The sequence below is a fragment of the Flavonifractor sp. An52 genome (assembly GCF_002159385.1).
GTDB lineage: Bacteria > Bacillota > Clostridia > Oscillospirales > Oscillospiraceae > Flavonifractor > Flavonifractor avicola.
Map to the genome: position 1 here is coordinate 1 of NZ_NFIB01000041.1, position 16,544 is coordinate 16,544.

Consider the following 16,544-nt stretch of genomic DNA (forward strand, 5'->3'; position numbering starts at 1 on the left):
TGGCTCAACAAGGAGGTGGAGAGCTTGACCCTGCTGTCCTACAGCTATTGTATCACGGGCATCTCAATGCCTGCTGATGCCTGAAATTATTAACTTTGAATCTTATTATACGAGGAGGTCAGCTTATGCGAAAGGCTATCCGGCGTGGCGATCTGTTCTATGCAGACCTGAACCCGGTGGTCGGCTCCGAGCAAGGCGGCATCCGTCCTGTCCTTGTTATCCAAAATGATGTGGGAAATCACTTTAGTCCTACCGTTGTTGCGGCAGCCATCACCAGCAGAAAGGCGAAGAACAGTTTGCCTACCCATATTCTACTGGAGAATGTGCCGGGACTTGCGCCTACCTCTCTGCTTCTGTTGGAACAACTGCGGACAATAGACCGGAAGCGGCTCCGTGGTTACATTGGGCATATCAGCAAAGAAAAAATGCTGGAGGTAGATGCAGCCCTGGCAATCAGCATCGGCATAGGATACCCCAACAAAAGGAGGATTCACAATGTATGAAAATGACGGTGGCCTACTCTCTCCCAGAGATGCCTACCGATTGATGTTAAAAGACTACCCGGATGTGATGGACATTGGTCAAATGTGTGAGGCGCTTGGCGTCAGTACAAAAACCGGGTACAAGTTACTTAAAGATGGGAAAATTGAGTACCTTAAAATTGGACGGGCTTACCGCATCCCCAAAGCCCACATTCTTCGTTATTTGAAAATCACCTGCTCCACTTTTGCGGAGTAGCAGGCTATGGTGTCGATCTTCACCGGATAGACGCAGAAAGTTAACAATTCTGACGCGGATTTACCTGGAGTTTTGTTCTGTCCGATGATACAATAAAGGTGTCATTGGTAGGTGAACTCAATACCGCAAAAGGAGGAACAGATCAGTATGCCAGCGGTACACCTGCAAGAAAACAGCAAACTAATCTCCGGCCATGTGGCCGAGAAAAAAGGGTATCTCTATTGGGTTCTAAACCTTACCGATGAGAACGGTAAGAGAAAGCCCAAATGGATTCCCACCCATAAGAAAGTCAAGGGCAATAAGACCTGGGCAAACAATATGCTTCCCACCATCCGAAAAGAATGGACGGAAAAGCTGCTTCAGGAGGCTACGGCCTCACAGCAGTCGGCTTCTCCGTCTGGCCCGTCATCCGCAGCGATTTCCTTTGTGGATTTCCTGTACCAGTGGCTTGAGTACAAGTACAAGTCTGCTACCGGACGGGTGATGGACAGCAAGCCCATTGAACTCTCGACCTATTCGGGATACGAACAACAGCTTAACAACCCCATCGCCCCGTATTTCCGAGAGCATCCTGTCGCACTTTGTGACCTTACCAAACAAGATATTCTCGCTTTTTATGAGAAAGAATTGGAACGGGTCAAGCCGACCACCGTTAAACATTACCACGCTCTGATTCATGGGGCGTTGAATTATGCGGTTGACAAAAATCTGATTCCAAGCAATCCGGCTGACCGGATTATCATTTCCAAGCCTGAACCCTTCAAGGGTGACTACTACCTGGATTCGGAAGTCCTGAATCTGTTTGAAGTTATCAAGGGGCATAAGATCGAGCTGGTAGTTCTACTGACTGCTTTTTACGGCCTGCGCCGCAGTGAGGTTATCGGTTTGAAATGGAGTGCCTTTGACTTCAACCATAACTGCTTCTCCATTCGGCATACGGTAACAACCTGCAATGTAAAGGGAGAGCGGGTCACGATTAAGAAGGACAAGGCAAAGAACAAATCCAGTCTGCGGACTTATCCATTGATTCCTTTTTTGAAAGAACGGTTGCTGGAGGCCAAGAAACAGCAGGAAGAAAATCGCAAGCTGTGCGGGCGCGCCTACAACAAAGAATATCTGGGATATGTCTGTGTCGATGTGATTGGCAATCTCATTAAACCCAACTATGTGTCCTCGACCTTTGGGAAGTTGCTTGCCAAGAACAATTTACGGCACATTCGTTTCCACGATCTTCGCCATACCTGTGCCTCGCTTTTGCTGGCAAACGGTGTTCCGATGGAACAGGTAAAAGAATGGCTGGGACACAGTGAGATTTCAACAACGGTGGATATTTACGGGCATCTGCAATATGCCACGAAAAAACAATCCGCCGCAGCCATTGAGCAGGACATTGTGGCGCCCATGCTGCAAAACCTATCGGCGGTTTCTCCATAAAAAGGAAAGAGGTCTACCAGCTTTTCGCTGGCAGACCTCATGGCGGAGATGGAGAGATTCGAACTCTCGCGCCGGTTTTGAGCCGACCTACCGCATTTCGAGTGCGGACCCTTCAACCGCTTGGGTACATCTCCAAATTTATGTTATATCCCTGGTCCCGACCCGCCGACCAATTCAGCCGGTGGAAATCGGGAAGAACAACAGGATAGAACAAGCAACATTATTCAATTTGAACTCGGCTGGAACCCGCATGGTTCCAAGGGTTTCAGCCGTTTGGCACTCCGCATAGGAAACCTGATTTCGAATCATTACACCAACTTGGATGATGACGGTAAATCAGGGACGATAGCGGTAACTACGGAACCCCAAAACATACCTCTCAAAGTGGCTGTCAGATGGCTGCTCTCATTATAGCCATTTTCCCGCAAAATTCAAGCCGTGGAAATTGGGAAGAACAACAGGATAGAACAGACCCCAATTCACAATTTGAACTTGCCCGCAAACCCGCATGGTTACTGGCTTTTCGGCAGTTTGGACTTCCAAAGTGGAAACATGATTTCGAGTCAGCCCCGTTATGACCACTTCGATACCGCTGCATTTCTAAATTCACTTCGCCAACACTATCTGGTTTGGCGCCGTAATGTATAAGATACCTCATTTTTGTTCGCTTGTCAATATTGCAGCCAGGTATGAAATAAGATATAATCAGTGCTGTATGTAAGCAACCTGGCAATATATGCAGGAGGAGATCATGGAAGAACTAAAACGACGCATACTCAGCGAAGCGATCGTGGGAGAAGGCGACATTATCCATGTGGATATGTTCCTCAACCACTGCATGGATATGGAATTGATGGAGCGTATGGGCGCCACCCTTGCCAAGCGATACCGTGGTCAGCACATTACAAAAGTACTGACAGCAGAAAGTTCCGGAATCGCCCTTGCCTGCTTTACCGCCCGGGCGCTGGGTGTGCCGGTGATCTACGCCAAAAAATTTCAAACCGGATACATCGATCCTGACGTTTACTCTGCGGACACCCACTCCTTTTCTCTGGACAAGTCCTACACCCTGCGGGTATCCAAGAAATATCTGACCGAAGAGGATCAGGTTCTGTTGGTCGACGACATCCTGTCTAACGGACAGACCATGCTCAGCCTTCTGGAGCTGGTATCCAAAGCGGGTGGAGAAGTCGCAGGTGTGGGCGTTGCTATCGAAAAGTCCATGCGGGAGGGCGGCCGTGTCCTGCGTCGGATGGGAATCCGGGTCGAAGCCCTGGCCACTGTACAGGCCATTGAGCACGGTCAAATCATTCTAGCATAAGGAGACCCCCATGGAAAACACCACCAACGCACTTTTGCCTAACGCATTTGCACTTTTCAACGGCATTCATTCCAGCTCTTCCGGTCCAGACCACGGCGAGTCTGTACTCACGTTGGGACCAGACAGCCTGAATCCTTACGGCCTGCTTCATGGCGGTGCCTATTATACGATGGCTGACAGCGCCTGCGGAACCGCCTGCCGTACCGATGGAAGAAATTACGTCACCCTGCACGGAGGCCTGAATTTCATCCGTTCCGCCCGCAGCGGTACCGTAACCGCCCGGGCCGTGGTCCGACACCGGGGCCGCAGTACCTGTCAGGCTGATGTTGAAATCACAGATGAAAGCGGAGCTCTGCTGGCTACCGGTGATTTCACCTTCTTCTGCATCGGGCAGCGCTGAGTTCTTTATGACAAGGCGTGCAAGGGACGGCTTCAAGGCCGTCCCTCTTTCTTATCCATCACCACATCCCGGTCCAGCCAAATCTGCCAGGCAATCATAGTCAGTACCGGCATTAGGATCATACCTGCCACACCAAAGGTCTGAAATCCCACATACATACTGACCAGCGACACCAGGGGCGGCAACCCGATACGTTTCCCCAGCAAGCGTGGTTCCAGCGCCCCTCGAACCAGTGTGACCACCCCATAAAGAAGGAGCAGCCCCAGACCTAAGGGTGTCCTTCCTGCCAACAGAGAAACCAGACTCCAGGGCAGCAACACTACTCCGCTTCCGAAAATGGGCAGTGCATCCACCAGGGCAATCATCCCGGCCAGCAGCAGTGCCGGCTCCACCCGCAGCACCAAAAGTCCTACAGAGAGTTCTCCAAAGGTAAAGAGGATGAGAATTCCCTGGGCTCGCAGCCAACTGCCTGCCGCTCCGGACGCTGCCCGCTGCCAGCGTTTCATCCGTTCCTGCCACGCCGTCGGCAGCTGCTGGGCAGCCGCTTGCAGACCGGGGCGGCCTGCCATGAGGAAATAAGTCGCCAGGAAGGCAGTAAACAGAAACAGCCCTGCGGCCGGCAGTGCAGTCAGCAGTCCGCCCGCCCCTTCTGCCAGGGTCTCCCCTGCCCAGGACGGAAATGCCAGAATGCCCCGGACCGCTTCTTCCACCGCTTGTCTGGCTGGCTCCCGCAGTTCCGCAGGCAGCGCCACAAAAAGACGATAAAGCCATACCTCCGCCTGTTCTGCCCAGCCATTCAACTCTGTCAACAGCCCCGGCAGCCGTCCCAGCAACCCCATCAGCTCATACCACAGCCTCCAGGCCAGCAATGCCGCAAGGCCTCCTGCCGCTCCCGCCGCAGCCAGCACACATAGGGCAACCGCCCACCGGCGGGGCAGCCGCAGGAACCGGATAAGCCAGCCCACAACCGGTTCCAGCAGCCATGCCAGTACCACGGCCACCAAAAAGGGCGCCAACCAGGGCAATACCCACCGTGCGCCCGCCCAAACCGCCGCCAAAACCAGTCCGATCCACAGCAGGCGGATCACACGCCGCAGGTACCTGTCCTCCCTCATAAAGACGCCCTCCTTCCGAATTATGTATAATATGACGAAAATCTCGCCAAAAATCTGGAAGATATCGGCGCGTCAGAAAAACTTGGCCCTTGCAGCCAAGACTTTATTGTGCTAAAATAGGCTCCATTACAAGAACAAATGCTTTTCTGTCACGGACAAGAGGAGGTCCATAGAATGGGCAAGGCACCAGCCTATTTCATTGTAGAGGCCAGCGCGCTGCCTGAAGTGTTTCTGAAGGTGGCGGAAGCCAAGCGTCTGCTGGAAACCGGCGAGGCCGGAGCAGTCAATCAGGCCGTACGCCGGGTCGGGATCAGCCGTAGCGCCTTTTATAAGTATAAGGATGCGGTCCGGCCGTTCAACGATATGCTCCATGGACGGATCGTCACCTTTCAGATCGTACTGAAGGATGAGCCGGGCGTATTGTCCGCGGTCCTGAATATCTTTGCCATCACCGGCGGAAATATTCTAACCATCAACCAGGCCATCCCGGTCAGCGGCTGTGCAGCAGTAACTATTGGCGCCGAGACCTCTGGTCTTCAGATCTCCATGGAGGAGCTGCTGGAGCGGCTGCTGAAGGTGGAAGGCGTCCTGCGCAGCGAAGTAATATCAGGGTAATACCTTTGGAGTAAGGAGGCATTATAATGGTGAATGTAGCAATCCTGGGTTTCGGCGTAGTAGGCTCCGGTGTGGCGGAGGTCCTGGCCACCAACGGCCCTCACATTGATAAAAAGGTGGACGATCTGATTCGCCTGAAGTATATTCTGGACGTACGGGACTTCCCCGACAGTCCCTTTGCCGACAAGGTCATCCACGATTTCAGCATCATCGAGAACGACCCCGAGGTCAACATTGTGGTGGAGACCATCGGCGGCGCCAAGGTAGCCCTGGACTTCACCCGCCGGGCTCTGGCCGCCGGAAAGAGCGTGGTCACCTCCAACAAGGAGCTGGTGGCCGAGCACGGCTGTGAGCTGCTCAAGCTGGCCCAGGAGAAGGGCGTCAGCTATCTGTTTGAGGCCAGCGTAGGCGGCGGTATCCCCATTATCCGCCCCCTGAACCAGTGTCTGGCCGCCAATGAGATTGAGGAGATCGCCGGCATCCTCAACGGCACTACCAACTATATCCTGACCCGGATGATCCGGGCCGGTCTCAGCTTTGATGCCGCTCTGAAGGAAGCCCAGCAGAACGGCTACGCCGAACAGGACCCCACCGCCGACATCGAAGGTCACGACGCCTGCCGCAAGATCTGCATCCTCTCCTCCCTTTCTTTTGGCCGGCACGTCTATCCCAACCAAGTGCCCACCGAGGGCATTACCGGCGTCACGCTGGCCGATGTGGCCTATGCCGACGCCTGCGGCAAAAAGATCAAACTGCTGGGCCGCGCCATCCGCCGTCCCGATGGAAAGGTGTGCGCCTTTGTGGCTCCCCACCTGGTAGATGCGGAGAATCCTCTGGCCGGCGTGGAGGATGTGTTCAACGCCATCGCCGTCAAGGGCAACGCCATCGGCGACGTCATGTTCTACGGTCGGGGCGCCGGTAAGCTTCCCACTGCCTCCGCCGTGGTGGCCGACGTCATTGATGCCGCCCGCCATAAGGACGCCAAGAAACGGATGGTATGGGCCGAGGGCGGCGACGATGTGGCCGTCCCCCCCACCGACCTGGAAAGCGTTTGGTATGTCCGGGTGGAAGGCACGCTGGAGGCCGTGAAGGCTGCCTTCCCCGACTGTGCTCTGCTGCCCCGTGCCGGAGCACCGGAAAATGAATTTGCTTTCCTGACACCGTCCATGACCCGTTCCGCACTGGACAGCCAGCTGGCAGGGCTCAAGCCCTGCTCCGTGTTCCGTGTGCTGGACTGAGCGCATAGGATATCGTAAGAGATTTCACCTGATTTAGGGGGTACAAACGCCAATGGGACTCATTGTACAAAAATTCGGCGGCAGCTCCGTGGCTGATGCAGACCGCATCCGTAACGTGGCCCGCATCATCACCGAGACCTACCGCCGGGGCCACAGTGTTGTGGCCGTGCTTTCCGCCCAGGGGGACACCACCGACGACCTGATCGCCAAGGCCGCCGAGATCAACCCCAACGGCTCCAAGCGAGAGATGGATATGCTTCTCTCCACCGGCGAACAGATCTCCTGCTCTCTGTGCGCCATGGCCATCGAAGCCATGGGCTACCCTGTCATCTCCCTGACAGGCTGGCAGGCCGGATTCCGCACCAACTCCGTCTACGGTGACGCCCGCATCAAGCGTCTGGACACCGAGCGTGTATTGGCGGAACTGGATAAGAAGGCCATCGTCATCGTCACCGGCTTCCAGGGTCTGAACAAGTACGACGACATCACCACACTGGGCCGGGGCGGTTCCGACACCTCCGCCGTGGCCCTGGCTGCTGCCCTCCGCGCTGATCTGTGCCAGATCTACACCGATGTGGACGGCGTGTTCACCGCCGATCCCCGCCATGTGGCCGGCGCCTTCCAGCTGGAAGAGATCACCTATGATGAAATGCTGGAACTGGCTACTCTGGGCGCTCAGGTCCTGCACAATCGCTCGGTGGAAATGGCCAAACGCTACAGCGTCAATCTGGAGGTTCTCTCCAGCTTCTCCGGCAAGCCCGGCACCAAAGTCAAGGAGGTTGCAAAAACCATGGAAAAAATGCACGTCAGCGGGGTGGCCTGCGACAAGAACGTGGCCCGTCTGGCCGTTGTGGGGCTGGCCGACCAGCCCGGTATCGCCTTTAAGATCTTCTCTCTGCTGGCAAAAGAGAAGGTGAACGTGGATATTATCCTTCAGTCCATCGGCCGCAACAACACCAAGGACATCAGCTTTACCGTGGGCAAGCAGGATATGGATCGCTCCAAGGAGATTCTGGAGGCCCACAAGGGCGCGCTGGGCTTTGACCATATCGACGTCAATGATTCCATTGCCAAGGTCTCCATTGTGGGCGCCGGCATGATCCATAATCCCGGCGTGGCCGCCAAGATGTTCGAAGCTCTGTATAACGCCGGGATCAATATCAATATGATCTCCACCAGCGAGATCAAGGTATCCGTCCTGGTGGATCTGCCTGAGGCTGATCGGGCCGTGCAGGTCATCCACGACCGTTTCTTCCATGAGTTTGGCGGTAACTGATCGTTCATACAATAAAAAAATGCTGGCCCGCGCATTTGCGCGGGCCAGCATTTTTTATTGCAGTACGGATATTTTTTTGTGATAGACCACCCGATAGAGCAGCAGCGCCACTCCGCAGGAAATCACCTCTGCCACCAAAAAAGCCAGCCATATCAGATCCGTGTATAGCCAGCCGAAGGCCAGCGCCGCCGGAAAGAGCAGAATCACCTGCCGCAGCAAAGAAATCAGCAGGCTGGCGTTGGCAGATCCCAGGGCCTGCAGCGCAGAACACAGGATAATGGAAATGCCGGCAAACAGGAAGGAGAGCGCAACCATACGAAGGGCCACCGCACCATCCGCCAGCAGCTCACCGTCGGCGTCAAACAGAGTCATCAGCGGTCCAGCCAGGAAAATCAGGAACAAGGTCCCCACACCCATAATGATTACCGTCAGCACCATAGCAAAGCGCACCGTGCCGGTGATGCGCTCCTTGCTCTTGGCGCCGTAGTTAAAACTGACGATGGGCACCAAGGCATTGTTCATGCCGTACAGCGGCATAAAGATAAAGGACTGGATCTTGTAATAAGCACCCAGGATAAAGACGCCAAAGGGAGTAAACAGGCGCAGGATCAGGTTCATGCCAACGTTCATAACGCTGGACAGCGACTGCATGACAATGGCAGGAAAGCCCACCTTGAACATAATACGAATGATCTCCCCGTTGGGCCGGAAGCCCCGGAAAGAGAGTTTCACCACCTTGCTGCGCCGCACCATCCAGAAGCTGGCCACCAGGCCCACAATTTGACCCAGAACGGTAGCCAAAGCGGCCCCCGCAACCTCCAGCCGGGGGAAGGGACCGATGCCGAATATGAACAGCGGGTCCAGAATCAGGTTGACCACCGCCCCGATACCCTGAATAATCATGGGCCCCACGGTATCTCCTGTGGCCTGCAGGGTACGTTCGCCGGCAAATTGCATACACACACCGATGGAGAGGCCGGTGACAACGGAGAGGTACTGCACTCCATATTCAATCTGTTGGGGCACATCTGAGAACAGGCACAGGAAAGGCCGGGCAAAACCAACTCCCAGGATCAGAAAGACCAGCCAGCAGACAAAGTAGACAAAATAGCCGTTGGCCGCCACCTGATCGGCCTCCGCCTGCCGCCGCTCCCCCAGTCTGCGTGCCAGCAGCGCGTTGAAGCCCACACCTACGCCTACACATACCGAGATCATCAGCGTCTGCACCGGATATACCAGCGCCAGCGCCTCAAAACCGTCTCGGCTCAGGTTGGCCACAAAAAGGCTGTCCACCAGATTATACAGTGCCTGGATCAGCATGGACAGCATCATGGGCCAGGACATATTGATCAGCAACCGGCGTACCGGCATCACCGCCATCTTGTTCTCTTCCACCCAAATTCCTCCTATGATTCTCTTTCTGTAAAAATCGGGGCGTGCTGACGCACGCCCCGATCTATTCTCCTCCAGCGGCGTGGCAGCCCGCTGGATACTTATAAAGTTTTGATATACCGCAAATCATTGCACACCATATCATGAGGAAAGGGCACCTTTTGAATGGTGCCGTCCCATACAAAGCCGTGCCGCTCATAGAACCGGCGGGCCCCTTCATTCTCCTTCAGAACAAACAGCGTACAGCCTGGATAGCTCGCCTCTTTCAGGCGACGAGCCGCCTCCTCCAGAAGCAATCCTCCATACCCGCAACCGGTTCTGGCAGGCTCAACGTAAAGGGAAATCACCTCACCCCATCCGCTGTAGTTGGAGGAATCAATTACCAATCCTTCGCTTTGGCGGGGACTGGGGCCGCTGCGGACGGGGCCGTAATTACAACACCCCACAGGAATATCATTTTCGTAAAGCAAAAGCCCTTTGCATCTCTTGGTGGCGTAGTCTTCCCGGAAAAATGGAATCCAATGCTCCTCCGTGATGACCTCGCTCAGGTAGTCCTCCGGCACAAAGCCCGGATAGGCCGCCCTCCAGCCTCTGCAATGGATGGCACTCATGGCGGCAAAATGCACTTCTGAGCAGGCATCTACAAAGCGCAGGGGATCAGACATGGACCTCTTCCCCTGCCGTCTCGGGCTCCTGCTGAGCTGCCTGCCGGGCCAGAGCCCGGGCGTTGGCCAGCATCAGCTTGATGCGGTTCTCCTGGTTGATCTTGGTGGCGCCTGGGTCGTAGTCAATGGCCACAATGTTGGAGTTGGGATAGTCGTCCTTCAGCTTGCGGATCATGCCCTTACCCACGATGTGGTTGGGCAAGCAGCCGAAAGGCTGGGTGCAAACGATGTTGGGGGTGCCGGAGTGGATGAGCTCCAGCATCTCGGCGGTAAGCAGCCACCCCTCCCCCATCTTGTTGCCCTCGCCCAGATAGCCCTTGATGAGCCGGCGCAGATCCTGGAAGGTACCGGGGGCACGGAAGCCGCCTCGCTTCATGGCATCAATCATGGCCCGCTGGCACTTCTCAATGTAGTGGCGCAGGGCGGCGCAGGCGGCCTTTTTGGCCAGCTTCCCGCCGTAGATATCCACGTCCACTTCCCGGTTATAGATCTTGAAGATGATAAAGTCGGTGAGGCCGGGCACCACCGGCTCCGCCCCCTCGGAGAGGAGGAACTGCTCCAGATTGTTGTTGCCCAGGGGGGAGTATTTGATGTAGATCTCCCCCACCACGCCTACCCGGACCTTAGGCTCGCCCTGTACCGGGATGGCCTTGAAGGCGGCCACGATGTGGTCGAAGTTCTCCACCATGCTCTTGAAGGACAGGCCCTTGCCCTTTTCCATCTCCTCCAGCAGGTGGTTCTCCACCTCCTCGATGGTGCGCTCGGTCTGGCCCTCCTCCACCTCGTAGGGGCGGACCTGGTTGGCCGACTGGACGATGATATCGCCGTACATCAGGCCGAAGATGGCCTTGCGGATGATGTCCAGATTGAGCTTGAAGCCGGGGTTGTGCTCCAGGCCGGACAGGTTCAGGGAGATGACGGGGATATACTCCAGCCCCGCCTTCACCAGAGCCTTGCGCAGCAGGTGGATGTAGTTGGAGGCCCGGCAGCCGCCGCCGGTCTGAGTGATGAGCAGGGCCACCTTGTGGGGGTCGTACTTGCCGCTCTTCACTGCGTCAATGAGCTGGCCGATGACCAGCAGGGCGGGGTAGCAGGTGTCGTTGTGGACGTACTTGAGCCCCTCGTCCACGATGTTGCGGTGGTTGGTGGTGAGCATCTCCAGCTTATAGCCCTCCCGCTCGATAATCCGGGCGATCAGGCCGAAGTGAACGGGCAGCATGGTGGGAAAGAGGATGGTATACTCCTCCTTCATCTCCTTGGTGAACAGCAGCCGCCCCGTCTTGTCATAAATCAGTTCTGCCATAGTAACGAAGGTTCCTTTCTCAGTCCTGGTGCTTTCGGGCGTCCATAGCCGCCATCAGAGAACGGACCCGGATGGTAACGGCGCCCAGATTGCTGATGTCGTCGATCTTCAGCTGGGTGTACAACTTACCGCCGCTCTCCAGAATGTCGCGCATCTCATCGGTGGTAATGGCGTCAGTACCGCAGCCGAAGCTGACCAGCTGTACCACCTGCATATCAGGCTGGGTGCACACATAGCGGGCGGCATTGTACATCCGGGACTGGAAGGTCCACTGATTGAGCACCTTTCGGGGCGCGTAGCCCTCCAGATAGCTGAGGGCGTCCTCGGTAACCAGCACAAACCCGAAAGAGGTAATCAGATCATTGATCCCGTGGTTGATCTCCGGGTCAATGTGGTAGGGCCGGCCGCAGGCCACAATGATGGGCATATCATGGGCCCTTGCATACTCAATGTATCGCTTGCCCGTCTCCCGCACATCGTGGATGTAGGTGTCATAGGCCGTGTAGGCCGCCTTGGCAGCCGCCTCGGTCTCCCGCTTGGGGATATTGAACTCCTGCTCCATAATCACGGCAATGCGTTTGGTAAAGTCCTTATGGCGCCACAGGCCCACATAGGGATTGAGGAACCTGGTCTGTTTGAGCATGGGCACGTTGGCAGCCAGCAGCTCAGGGTAATAGGCCACCACCGGGCAGTTATAGTGGTTGTCACCGATACCCTCGTCGTTGTTGTAGGACATACAGGGGTACCAGATGGCGTCCACCCCCTCCTCCACCAGGGCCTCCACATGACCATGGAGCAGCTTGGCAGGATAGCACACCGTATCGGAGGGAATGGTGTGCTGACCCTTTAGATAGAGCTTGCGGGAGGACTCAGGGGACAGCACAACCTCAAAGTTGAGGCGGGTAAAGAACTCAAACCAGAAGGGCAGGTTCTCGTACATATTCAGGCCAAAGGGGATGCCCATCCGGCCCCGGACGCCGTTGCCGGCGCCCTTGCCGTGGAGGGCCCGCAGCCGCTTGTACTTATAGTGCATCAGGTCAGGATTCTCGGTACGCTCCTTGCCCAGAGGCCGGGAGCACCGGTTGCCCGAGATGAACCGCCGGCCGCCGTCAAAGGTGTTGACGGTCAAAGAGCAGTGGTTGGTGCACAGGTTGCAGGTCACCGGCTTGGCTGTGTGGGAGAAGGTCTTCAGATCCTCCGCCGTCAGGATGGAACTCTTGTCCAGATGGAGATCCCGGGCAGCCAGTGCCGCGCCGAAAGCGCCCATGATGCCGGCGATGGTGGGCCGGGTCACATTGCGGCCCAGCTCCAGCTCAAAGGCGCGCAGCACCGCGTCGTTATGGAAGGTACCGCCCTGTACCACGATGTGCTTGCCCAGGTCGTCGGCATTGGCGGCGCGGATAACCTTATACACGGCATTTTTCACGATGGAGATGGACAGGCCGGCGGAGATGTCCTCCACGCTGGCACCGTCCTTCTGGGCCTGCTTCACCGAGGAGTTCATGAACACGGTGCAGCGAGAGCCCAGGTTCACCGGGTGCTGGGCCAGCAGCCCCAGCTTGGAAAAGTCGGCGATGTTGTAGCCCAGCGCCTTGGCAAAGGTCTCGATAAAGGAGCCACAGCCGGAGGAGCAGGCCTCGTTGAGCATAATGGAATCGACAGCGCCGTTGCGGATCTTGAAGCACTTCATATCCTGGCCGCCGATATCGATGATGAAATCCACGTCGGGGTTGAAGTGACGGGCGGCATTGTAGTGGGCCACCGTCTCCACCAGACCGGCATCGCAGGAGAAGGCGTTCTTGATCAGATCCTCACCGTAGCCGGTGACAGCCGCACCCTTAATGACAATGCGGTCACCACACAGGTTGTAAAGCTCCTTCAGCTGGTCCAGCACAATGGCCACCGGGTTGCCCAGGTTGGAGTGGTAGTAGGTATACAGCAGACCGCCGTCGGCGGTGATCAGCACCATCTTGGTGGTGGTGGAGCCGGCGTCAATTCCCAGCCAGGCATCGCCGGAATAGGTGTTGATGTCCACCTCCGGGGGATGCATGGCATTGTGGCGGGCCAGGAAGGCATCATACTCGGCCTGGTCTTGGAACAGAGGTGGCATGGTATCCACCAGACCCACATTATCCACGCTCTTCTCCAGCCGGTCCAGCATCTCGTCAAAGGAGCACTCGGCAAAATCGGTGGCGCACAGGGCCGCGCCGATGCCGGCAAAACAATCGCCATCCTCCGGGAAAATGGCATGGGCCTCGTCCAGCTTCAGGGTCTCCACAAAGCGCTGACGCAGGCCCTGCAGGAAGTGGAGGGGGCCGCCCAGAAAGACGATCTTACCCTTGAGCTCACGGCCCTGGGTCAGACCGGCCACCGTCTGGTCCACCACCGCCTGGAAGATAGAGGCCGCTACGTCCTCTTTCCGTCCGCCCTGGTTCAGGATAGGCTGGATGTCACTCTTGGCAAACACGCCGCAGCGGGAGGCAATGGGATAGATCTTCTCATGTTTGAGAGAGAGTTCATCCAACTCGTTTACCGTGACGTTCATCAGAGTGGCCATCTGATCGATAAAAGCACCGGTACCGCCGGCACAGGAGCCGTTCATCCGCTCCTCCAGTGCACCGCCAAAGAAGATGATCTTGGCGTCCTCGCCGCCCAGCTCGATGACGGCATCCGTATCCGGTATGTAGGTGTTGACAGCGGCAGCGGTGGCGTACACCTCCTGCACGAAGTCGATGTCCGCCGCTTTGGCCACGCCCAGACCGGCGGAGCCGGTGATGGCAATACGCACCTGCTGGCCCCGCAGCTTTTCTTCGATGGAACGCAGAGTCTCCGCTGCCCGCTCTCTGGCCTTGGAGTAGTGCCGTTCATAAGAGCGGAAGAGCAGCTTGTTCTTCTCGTCCAACACCACCACTTTTACCGTGGTGGAACCAATGTCAATTCCAATCCGCAGACTCATAGATTCACCTGGTATCCTTATTATAAAGAATTTCGTATCCATCATAATATAACAAAAAAAATTTTTTTACAAGACCAAACCTCGAAAATACAGGATGTTCCGTATCCGGAAAGAATTGTGCCTAAAAATCCATCCCCCATCCCTGGCCGCTGACGCATTTTTACCAACGCCTTCTGACCGCAACATCTATGTTGACAAGCAATATTATACGTCATATAATATTGTCAGAATGAAAGGAGGCCTTGGATATGACCTTTCCTTTGGGCGCTCCTCTGCTGGACGCCTGTGTACTGGCAGTTCTGGATGAGGGGGACACTTATGGCTACCGTCTGACCCAGCGCATGAAAGAACAGGTGGAGCTATCGGAATCCACCCTATACCCCGTCCTCAGGCGGCTGCAGCAGAGCGGCTGCCTCACCGTCTACGACAAGCCCTTTCAGGGCCGCAACCGGCGCTATTACGCCATCACACCGGCCGGCCGGGCGCTGTTGTCCGGTTATCGAGAGGAATGGGTACGCTACCGCAGCCAGATCGAGGCGCTTCTGCTGGGGAAAAAGGAGGAGAACCATGAATAAGGCAGAATTTTTAAAAGAACTGCATGACATTCTGGCGGGCAAGCTGCCGCCGGAGGAACTGGACGATGTGCTCTCCTACTATGAGGCCTATTTTGCCGATTCCGAAGAGGATGAGGAGACCGTTGCTGAGCGTCTGGGCTCCCCCGCCTCGGTAGCGGAGCAAGTGCTGAAGGATCGGAATGAGCCGACCGAAGAGGTGCCTGCGCCCCAACCTGGCAAGCAAAAAAATCGGGCTTTCTTACCAATCATAGTGTTCTGCGGAGCTGTCGTTCTGGCCCTTCTCCTCTATTTTCTCCTGGTCCGGCCCGATCCCTCCGACTCTGTCCTCCTTCCCGGCCAAACGGCGGACGCCGTCCAAACCCCTGACATTCAGGGCGATTGGGAGGGCGAAGTGGACCCCTTCACAAAACTGGACATTTCAATAGGCCTGGGCAACGTTCAGGTGGAGGAAGGCGACCAGTGGCACCTTCGTCTGATCAACCGTGGGTGGGACAGCCGCTACGACACCACACAGAAATTGAAGTACAGCCAGAACGGCGATACCCTCTCTGTCTGGAGCGTCTCGGACAATATCGCCTCCGGCGAAAGTTCTCCTGATGTGCGGGTCTTGGTCACCGTTCCCGCCGGGACAGTCCTGGAGCAGGCTGACCTGTCGCTGGGTATGGGCAATCTCACCTGGGACGACTGTACTGTAAAGGGCCGTCTGCGGGCTGAGTGTGGTATGGGCAATCTGTCCGTGTCCGCTCCGGTAGAGGAAACCACGCTGACCACCGGCATGGGTAACATAACCTTGGATCTGGCCGGCAGCCAGGAAGATTATACCTGGGATCTGACGGCCAGCAGCGGCACCATCCGGCTCAACGGGGAAACAACGGAGCCCTACAGTGTCAGCGGCGGCGAAGGGGACCACAAGCTGTCCCTGACCAGCGGTATGGGCAATGTTAGCCTGGAATTCAGCCAAATTCCCACGGCACAGCCTGCCTCCACGCCCACCAAACCCTCTGTCACCCCCTCCCCTAACACGGACATCACCGCCCCGGACCAGATTACCGATGAGATGATCCTGGCCGATGAGGTGGGCTACTCCGCCCGGCATTGGATCAACTACTCCGACTCCAGTTCTTGTGAGGTCTCCTGGGGAAGCCTGTCCGGCGTCAGGCGCTTACAAACGCTGCCCGGGACCGAGGCCCGTACCGTGTCGGTCCAGTACAGCCAGCAGACGCCCGGAGAATATCGGGTCGTTTTGATTCTTCCCAATGAGACCGTGGTGGATCTGAAGGAGGGAGAAAACACCCTGGATCTGCCGGAGGGCACGACCTGGCTTGCCGTGGCCGCCGCCGGTTCCGAGGGAGCCTTTACCGTCGAGTGGTAAGAAATAAAATCCCGCCCCGCCGCGTATGAAGTGACCCCGAAAAGTTAGACAATATTTTCTTGAAGAAATTGTTCAAGCAGCCGAAAGGGCTTGTTGTCTGTGAATAGCAGGCGGCAAGCCCTTTAGCTTTGCCTTAATGCGTCG

Annotated in this window: 15 protein-coding genes and 1 tRNA gene; 10 read left to right on the top strand and 6 right to left on the bottom strand. The window is 56.3% G+C overall.

Annotation, left to right across the window (positions count from 1 at the left end):
* The first annotated feature begins 125 nt into the window (after positions 1-125).
* The 3 genes from B5G06_RS12590 to B5G06_RS12600 all read left to right on the top strand — a co-directional run bounded on the left by B5G06_RS12590 (position 126) and on the right by B5G06_RS12600 (position 2,172).
* Positions 126-503 carry a type II toxin-antitoxin system PemK/MazF family toxin gene (locus tag B5G06_RS12590; RefSeq protein WP_087189407.1) on the top strand — a complete coding sequence of 126 codons (378 nt, stop codon included), beginning with the start codon at positions 126-128 and terminating at the stop codon, positions 501-503.
* Positions 496-738, top strand: coding sequence for a helix-turn-helix domain-containing protein (locus B5G06_RS12595; RefSeq protein ID WP_006354177.1), 243 nt, complete (start codon positions 496-498; stop codon positions 736-738). The genes B5G06_RS12590 and B5G06_RS12595 overlap by 8 nt, the downstream gene beginning before the upstream one ends.
* Positions 739-885: 147 nt before the next feature.
* A complete protein-coding gene (locus B5G06_RS12600; protein ID WP_025543821.1) occupies positions 886-2,172 on the top strand; it encodes a tyrosine-type recombinase/integrase in 1,287 nt (428 codons plus the stop codon).
* Between the two features lie 40 nt (positions 2,173-2,212).
* On the opposite strand, the gene B5G06_RS12605 is transcribed toward B5G06_RS12600, so the two are convergent.
* Positions 2,213-2,306: transfer RNA gene (locus B5G06_RS12605), tRNA-Ser, on the bottom strand.
* A 617-nt stretch (positions 2,307-2,923) separates the two neighbouring features.
* Between B5G06_RS12605 and B5G06_RS12610 the strand changes: the two genes are divergently transcribed.
* Both B5G06_RS12610 and B5G06_RS12615 read left to right on the top strand, forming a co-directional pair.
* Positions 2,924-3,493 carry a xanthine phosphoribosyltransferase gene (locus B5G06_RS12610; protein ID WP_087189408.1) on the top strand — a complete coding sequence of 190 codons (570 nt, stop codon included), beginning with the start codon at positions 2,924-2,926 and terminating at the stop codon, positions 3,491-3,493.
* A gap of 10 nt (positions 3,494-3,503) precedes the next feature.
* Positions 3,504-3,893 (top strand): PaaI family thioesterase, encoded by a 390-nt coding sequence (locus B5G06_RS12615; protein ID WP_087189409.1) that lies wholly within the window; start codon positions 3,504-3,506, stop codon positions 3,891-3,893.
* A 32-nt stretch (positions 3,894-3,925) separates the two neighbouring features.
* On the opposite strand, the gene ytvI is transcribed toward B5G06_RS12615, so the two are convergent.
* Positions 3,926-5,008 (bottom strand): sporulation integral membrane protein YtvI, encoded by a 1,083-nt coding sequence (gene ytvI / locus B5G06_RS12620; protein ID WP_087189410.1) that lies wholly within the window; start codon positions 5,006-5,008, stop codon positions 3,926-3,928.
* 174 nt (positions 5,009-5,182) lie between these two features.
* Here ytvI and B5G06_RS12625 point away from each other — a divergent pair, with 174 nt between their 5' ends.
* The 3 genes from B5G06_RS12625 to B5G06_RS12635 are packed head-to-tail and all read left to right on the top strand — an operon-like array spanning position 5,183 to position 8,137.
* Positions 5,183-5,623, top strand: a complete 441-nt coding sequence (locus B5G06_RS12625; RefSeq protein ID WP_087189411.1) for an ACT domain-containing protein — start codon at positions 5,183-5,185, stop codon at positions 5,621-5,623.
* Positions 5,624-5,649: 26 nt separating this feature from the next.
* Entirely contained in the window at positions 5,650-6,861 is a 1,212-nt protein-coding gene (locus B5G06_RS12630; protein ID WP_087189412.1) for a homoserine dehydrogenase, read from the top strand.
* 52 nt (positions 6,862-6,913) lie between these two features.
* On the top strand, positions 6,914-8,137 hold the full coding sequence (locus B5G06_RS12635; RefSeq protein WP_087189413.1) for an aspartate kinase: 1,224 nt from the start codon (positions 6,914-6,916) through the stop codon (positions 8,135-8,137).
* A gap of 54 nt (positions 8,138-8,191) precedes the next feature.
* Here B5G06_RS12635 and B5G06_RS12640 read toward each other — a convergent pair whose 3' ends face one another.
* From B5G06_RS12640 to B5G06_RS12655, 4 genes are all read right to left on the bottom strand, one after another.
* Complete coding sequence (locus tag B5G06_RS12640; RefSeq protein ID WP_087189414.1) at positions 8,192-9,532, bottom strand: MATE family efflux transporter; 1,341 nt, start codon at positions 9,530-9,532, stop codon at positions 8,192-8,194.
* Positions 9,533-9,630: 98 nt separating this feature from the next.
* Complete coding sequence (locus B5G06_RS12645) at positions 9,631-10,092, bottom strand: GNAT family N-acetyltransferase (RefSeq protein WP_242955495.1); 462 nt, start codon at positions 10,090-10,092, stop codon at positions 9,631-9,633.
* A 94-nt stretch (positions 10,093-10,186) separates the two neighbouring features.
* The gene (locus B5G06_RS12650; RefSeq protein WP_087189416.1) at positions 10,187-11,497 is read right to left on the bottom strand and encodes a 2-hydroxyacyl-CoA dehydratase; all 1,311 of its coding nucleotides are present in this window, start codon (positions 11,495-11,497) and stop codon (positions 10,187-10,189) included.
* A 19-nt stretch (positions 11,498-11,516) separates the two neighbouring features.
* Positions 11,517-14,453 (bottom strand): acyl-CoA dehydratase activase, encoded by a 2,937-nt coding sequence (locus tag B5G06_RS12655; RefSeq protein WP_087189417.1) that lies wholly within the window; start codon positions 14,451-14,453, stop codon positions 11,517-11,519.
* Between the two features lie 248 nt (positions 14,454-14,701).
* Here B5G06_RS12655 and B5G06_RS12660 point away from each other — a divergent pair, with 248 nt between their 5' ends.
* Together B5G06_RS12660 and B5G06_RS12665 are read left to right on the top strand one after the other, a co-directional pair.
* Complete coding sequence (locus B5G06_RS12660; RefSeq protein ID WP_087189418.1) at positions 14,702-15,028, top strand: PadR family transcriptional regulator; 327 nt, start codon at positions 14,702-14,704, stop codon at positions 15,026-15,028.
* On the top strand, positions 15,021-16,400 hold the full coding sequence (locus B5G06_RS12665) for an HAAS signaling domain-containing protein (RefSeq protein ID WP_087189419.1): 1,380 nt from the start codon (positions 15,021-15,023) through the stop codon (positions 16,398-16,400). Before B5G06_RS12660 ends, B5G06_RS12665 begins: the two co-directional genes overlap by 8 nt.
* Positions 16,401-16,544 lie beyond the last annotated feature (144 nt).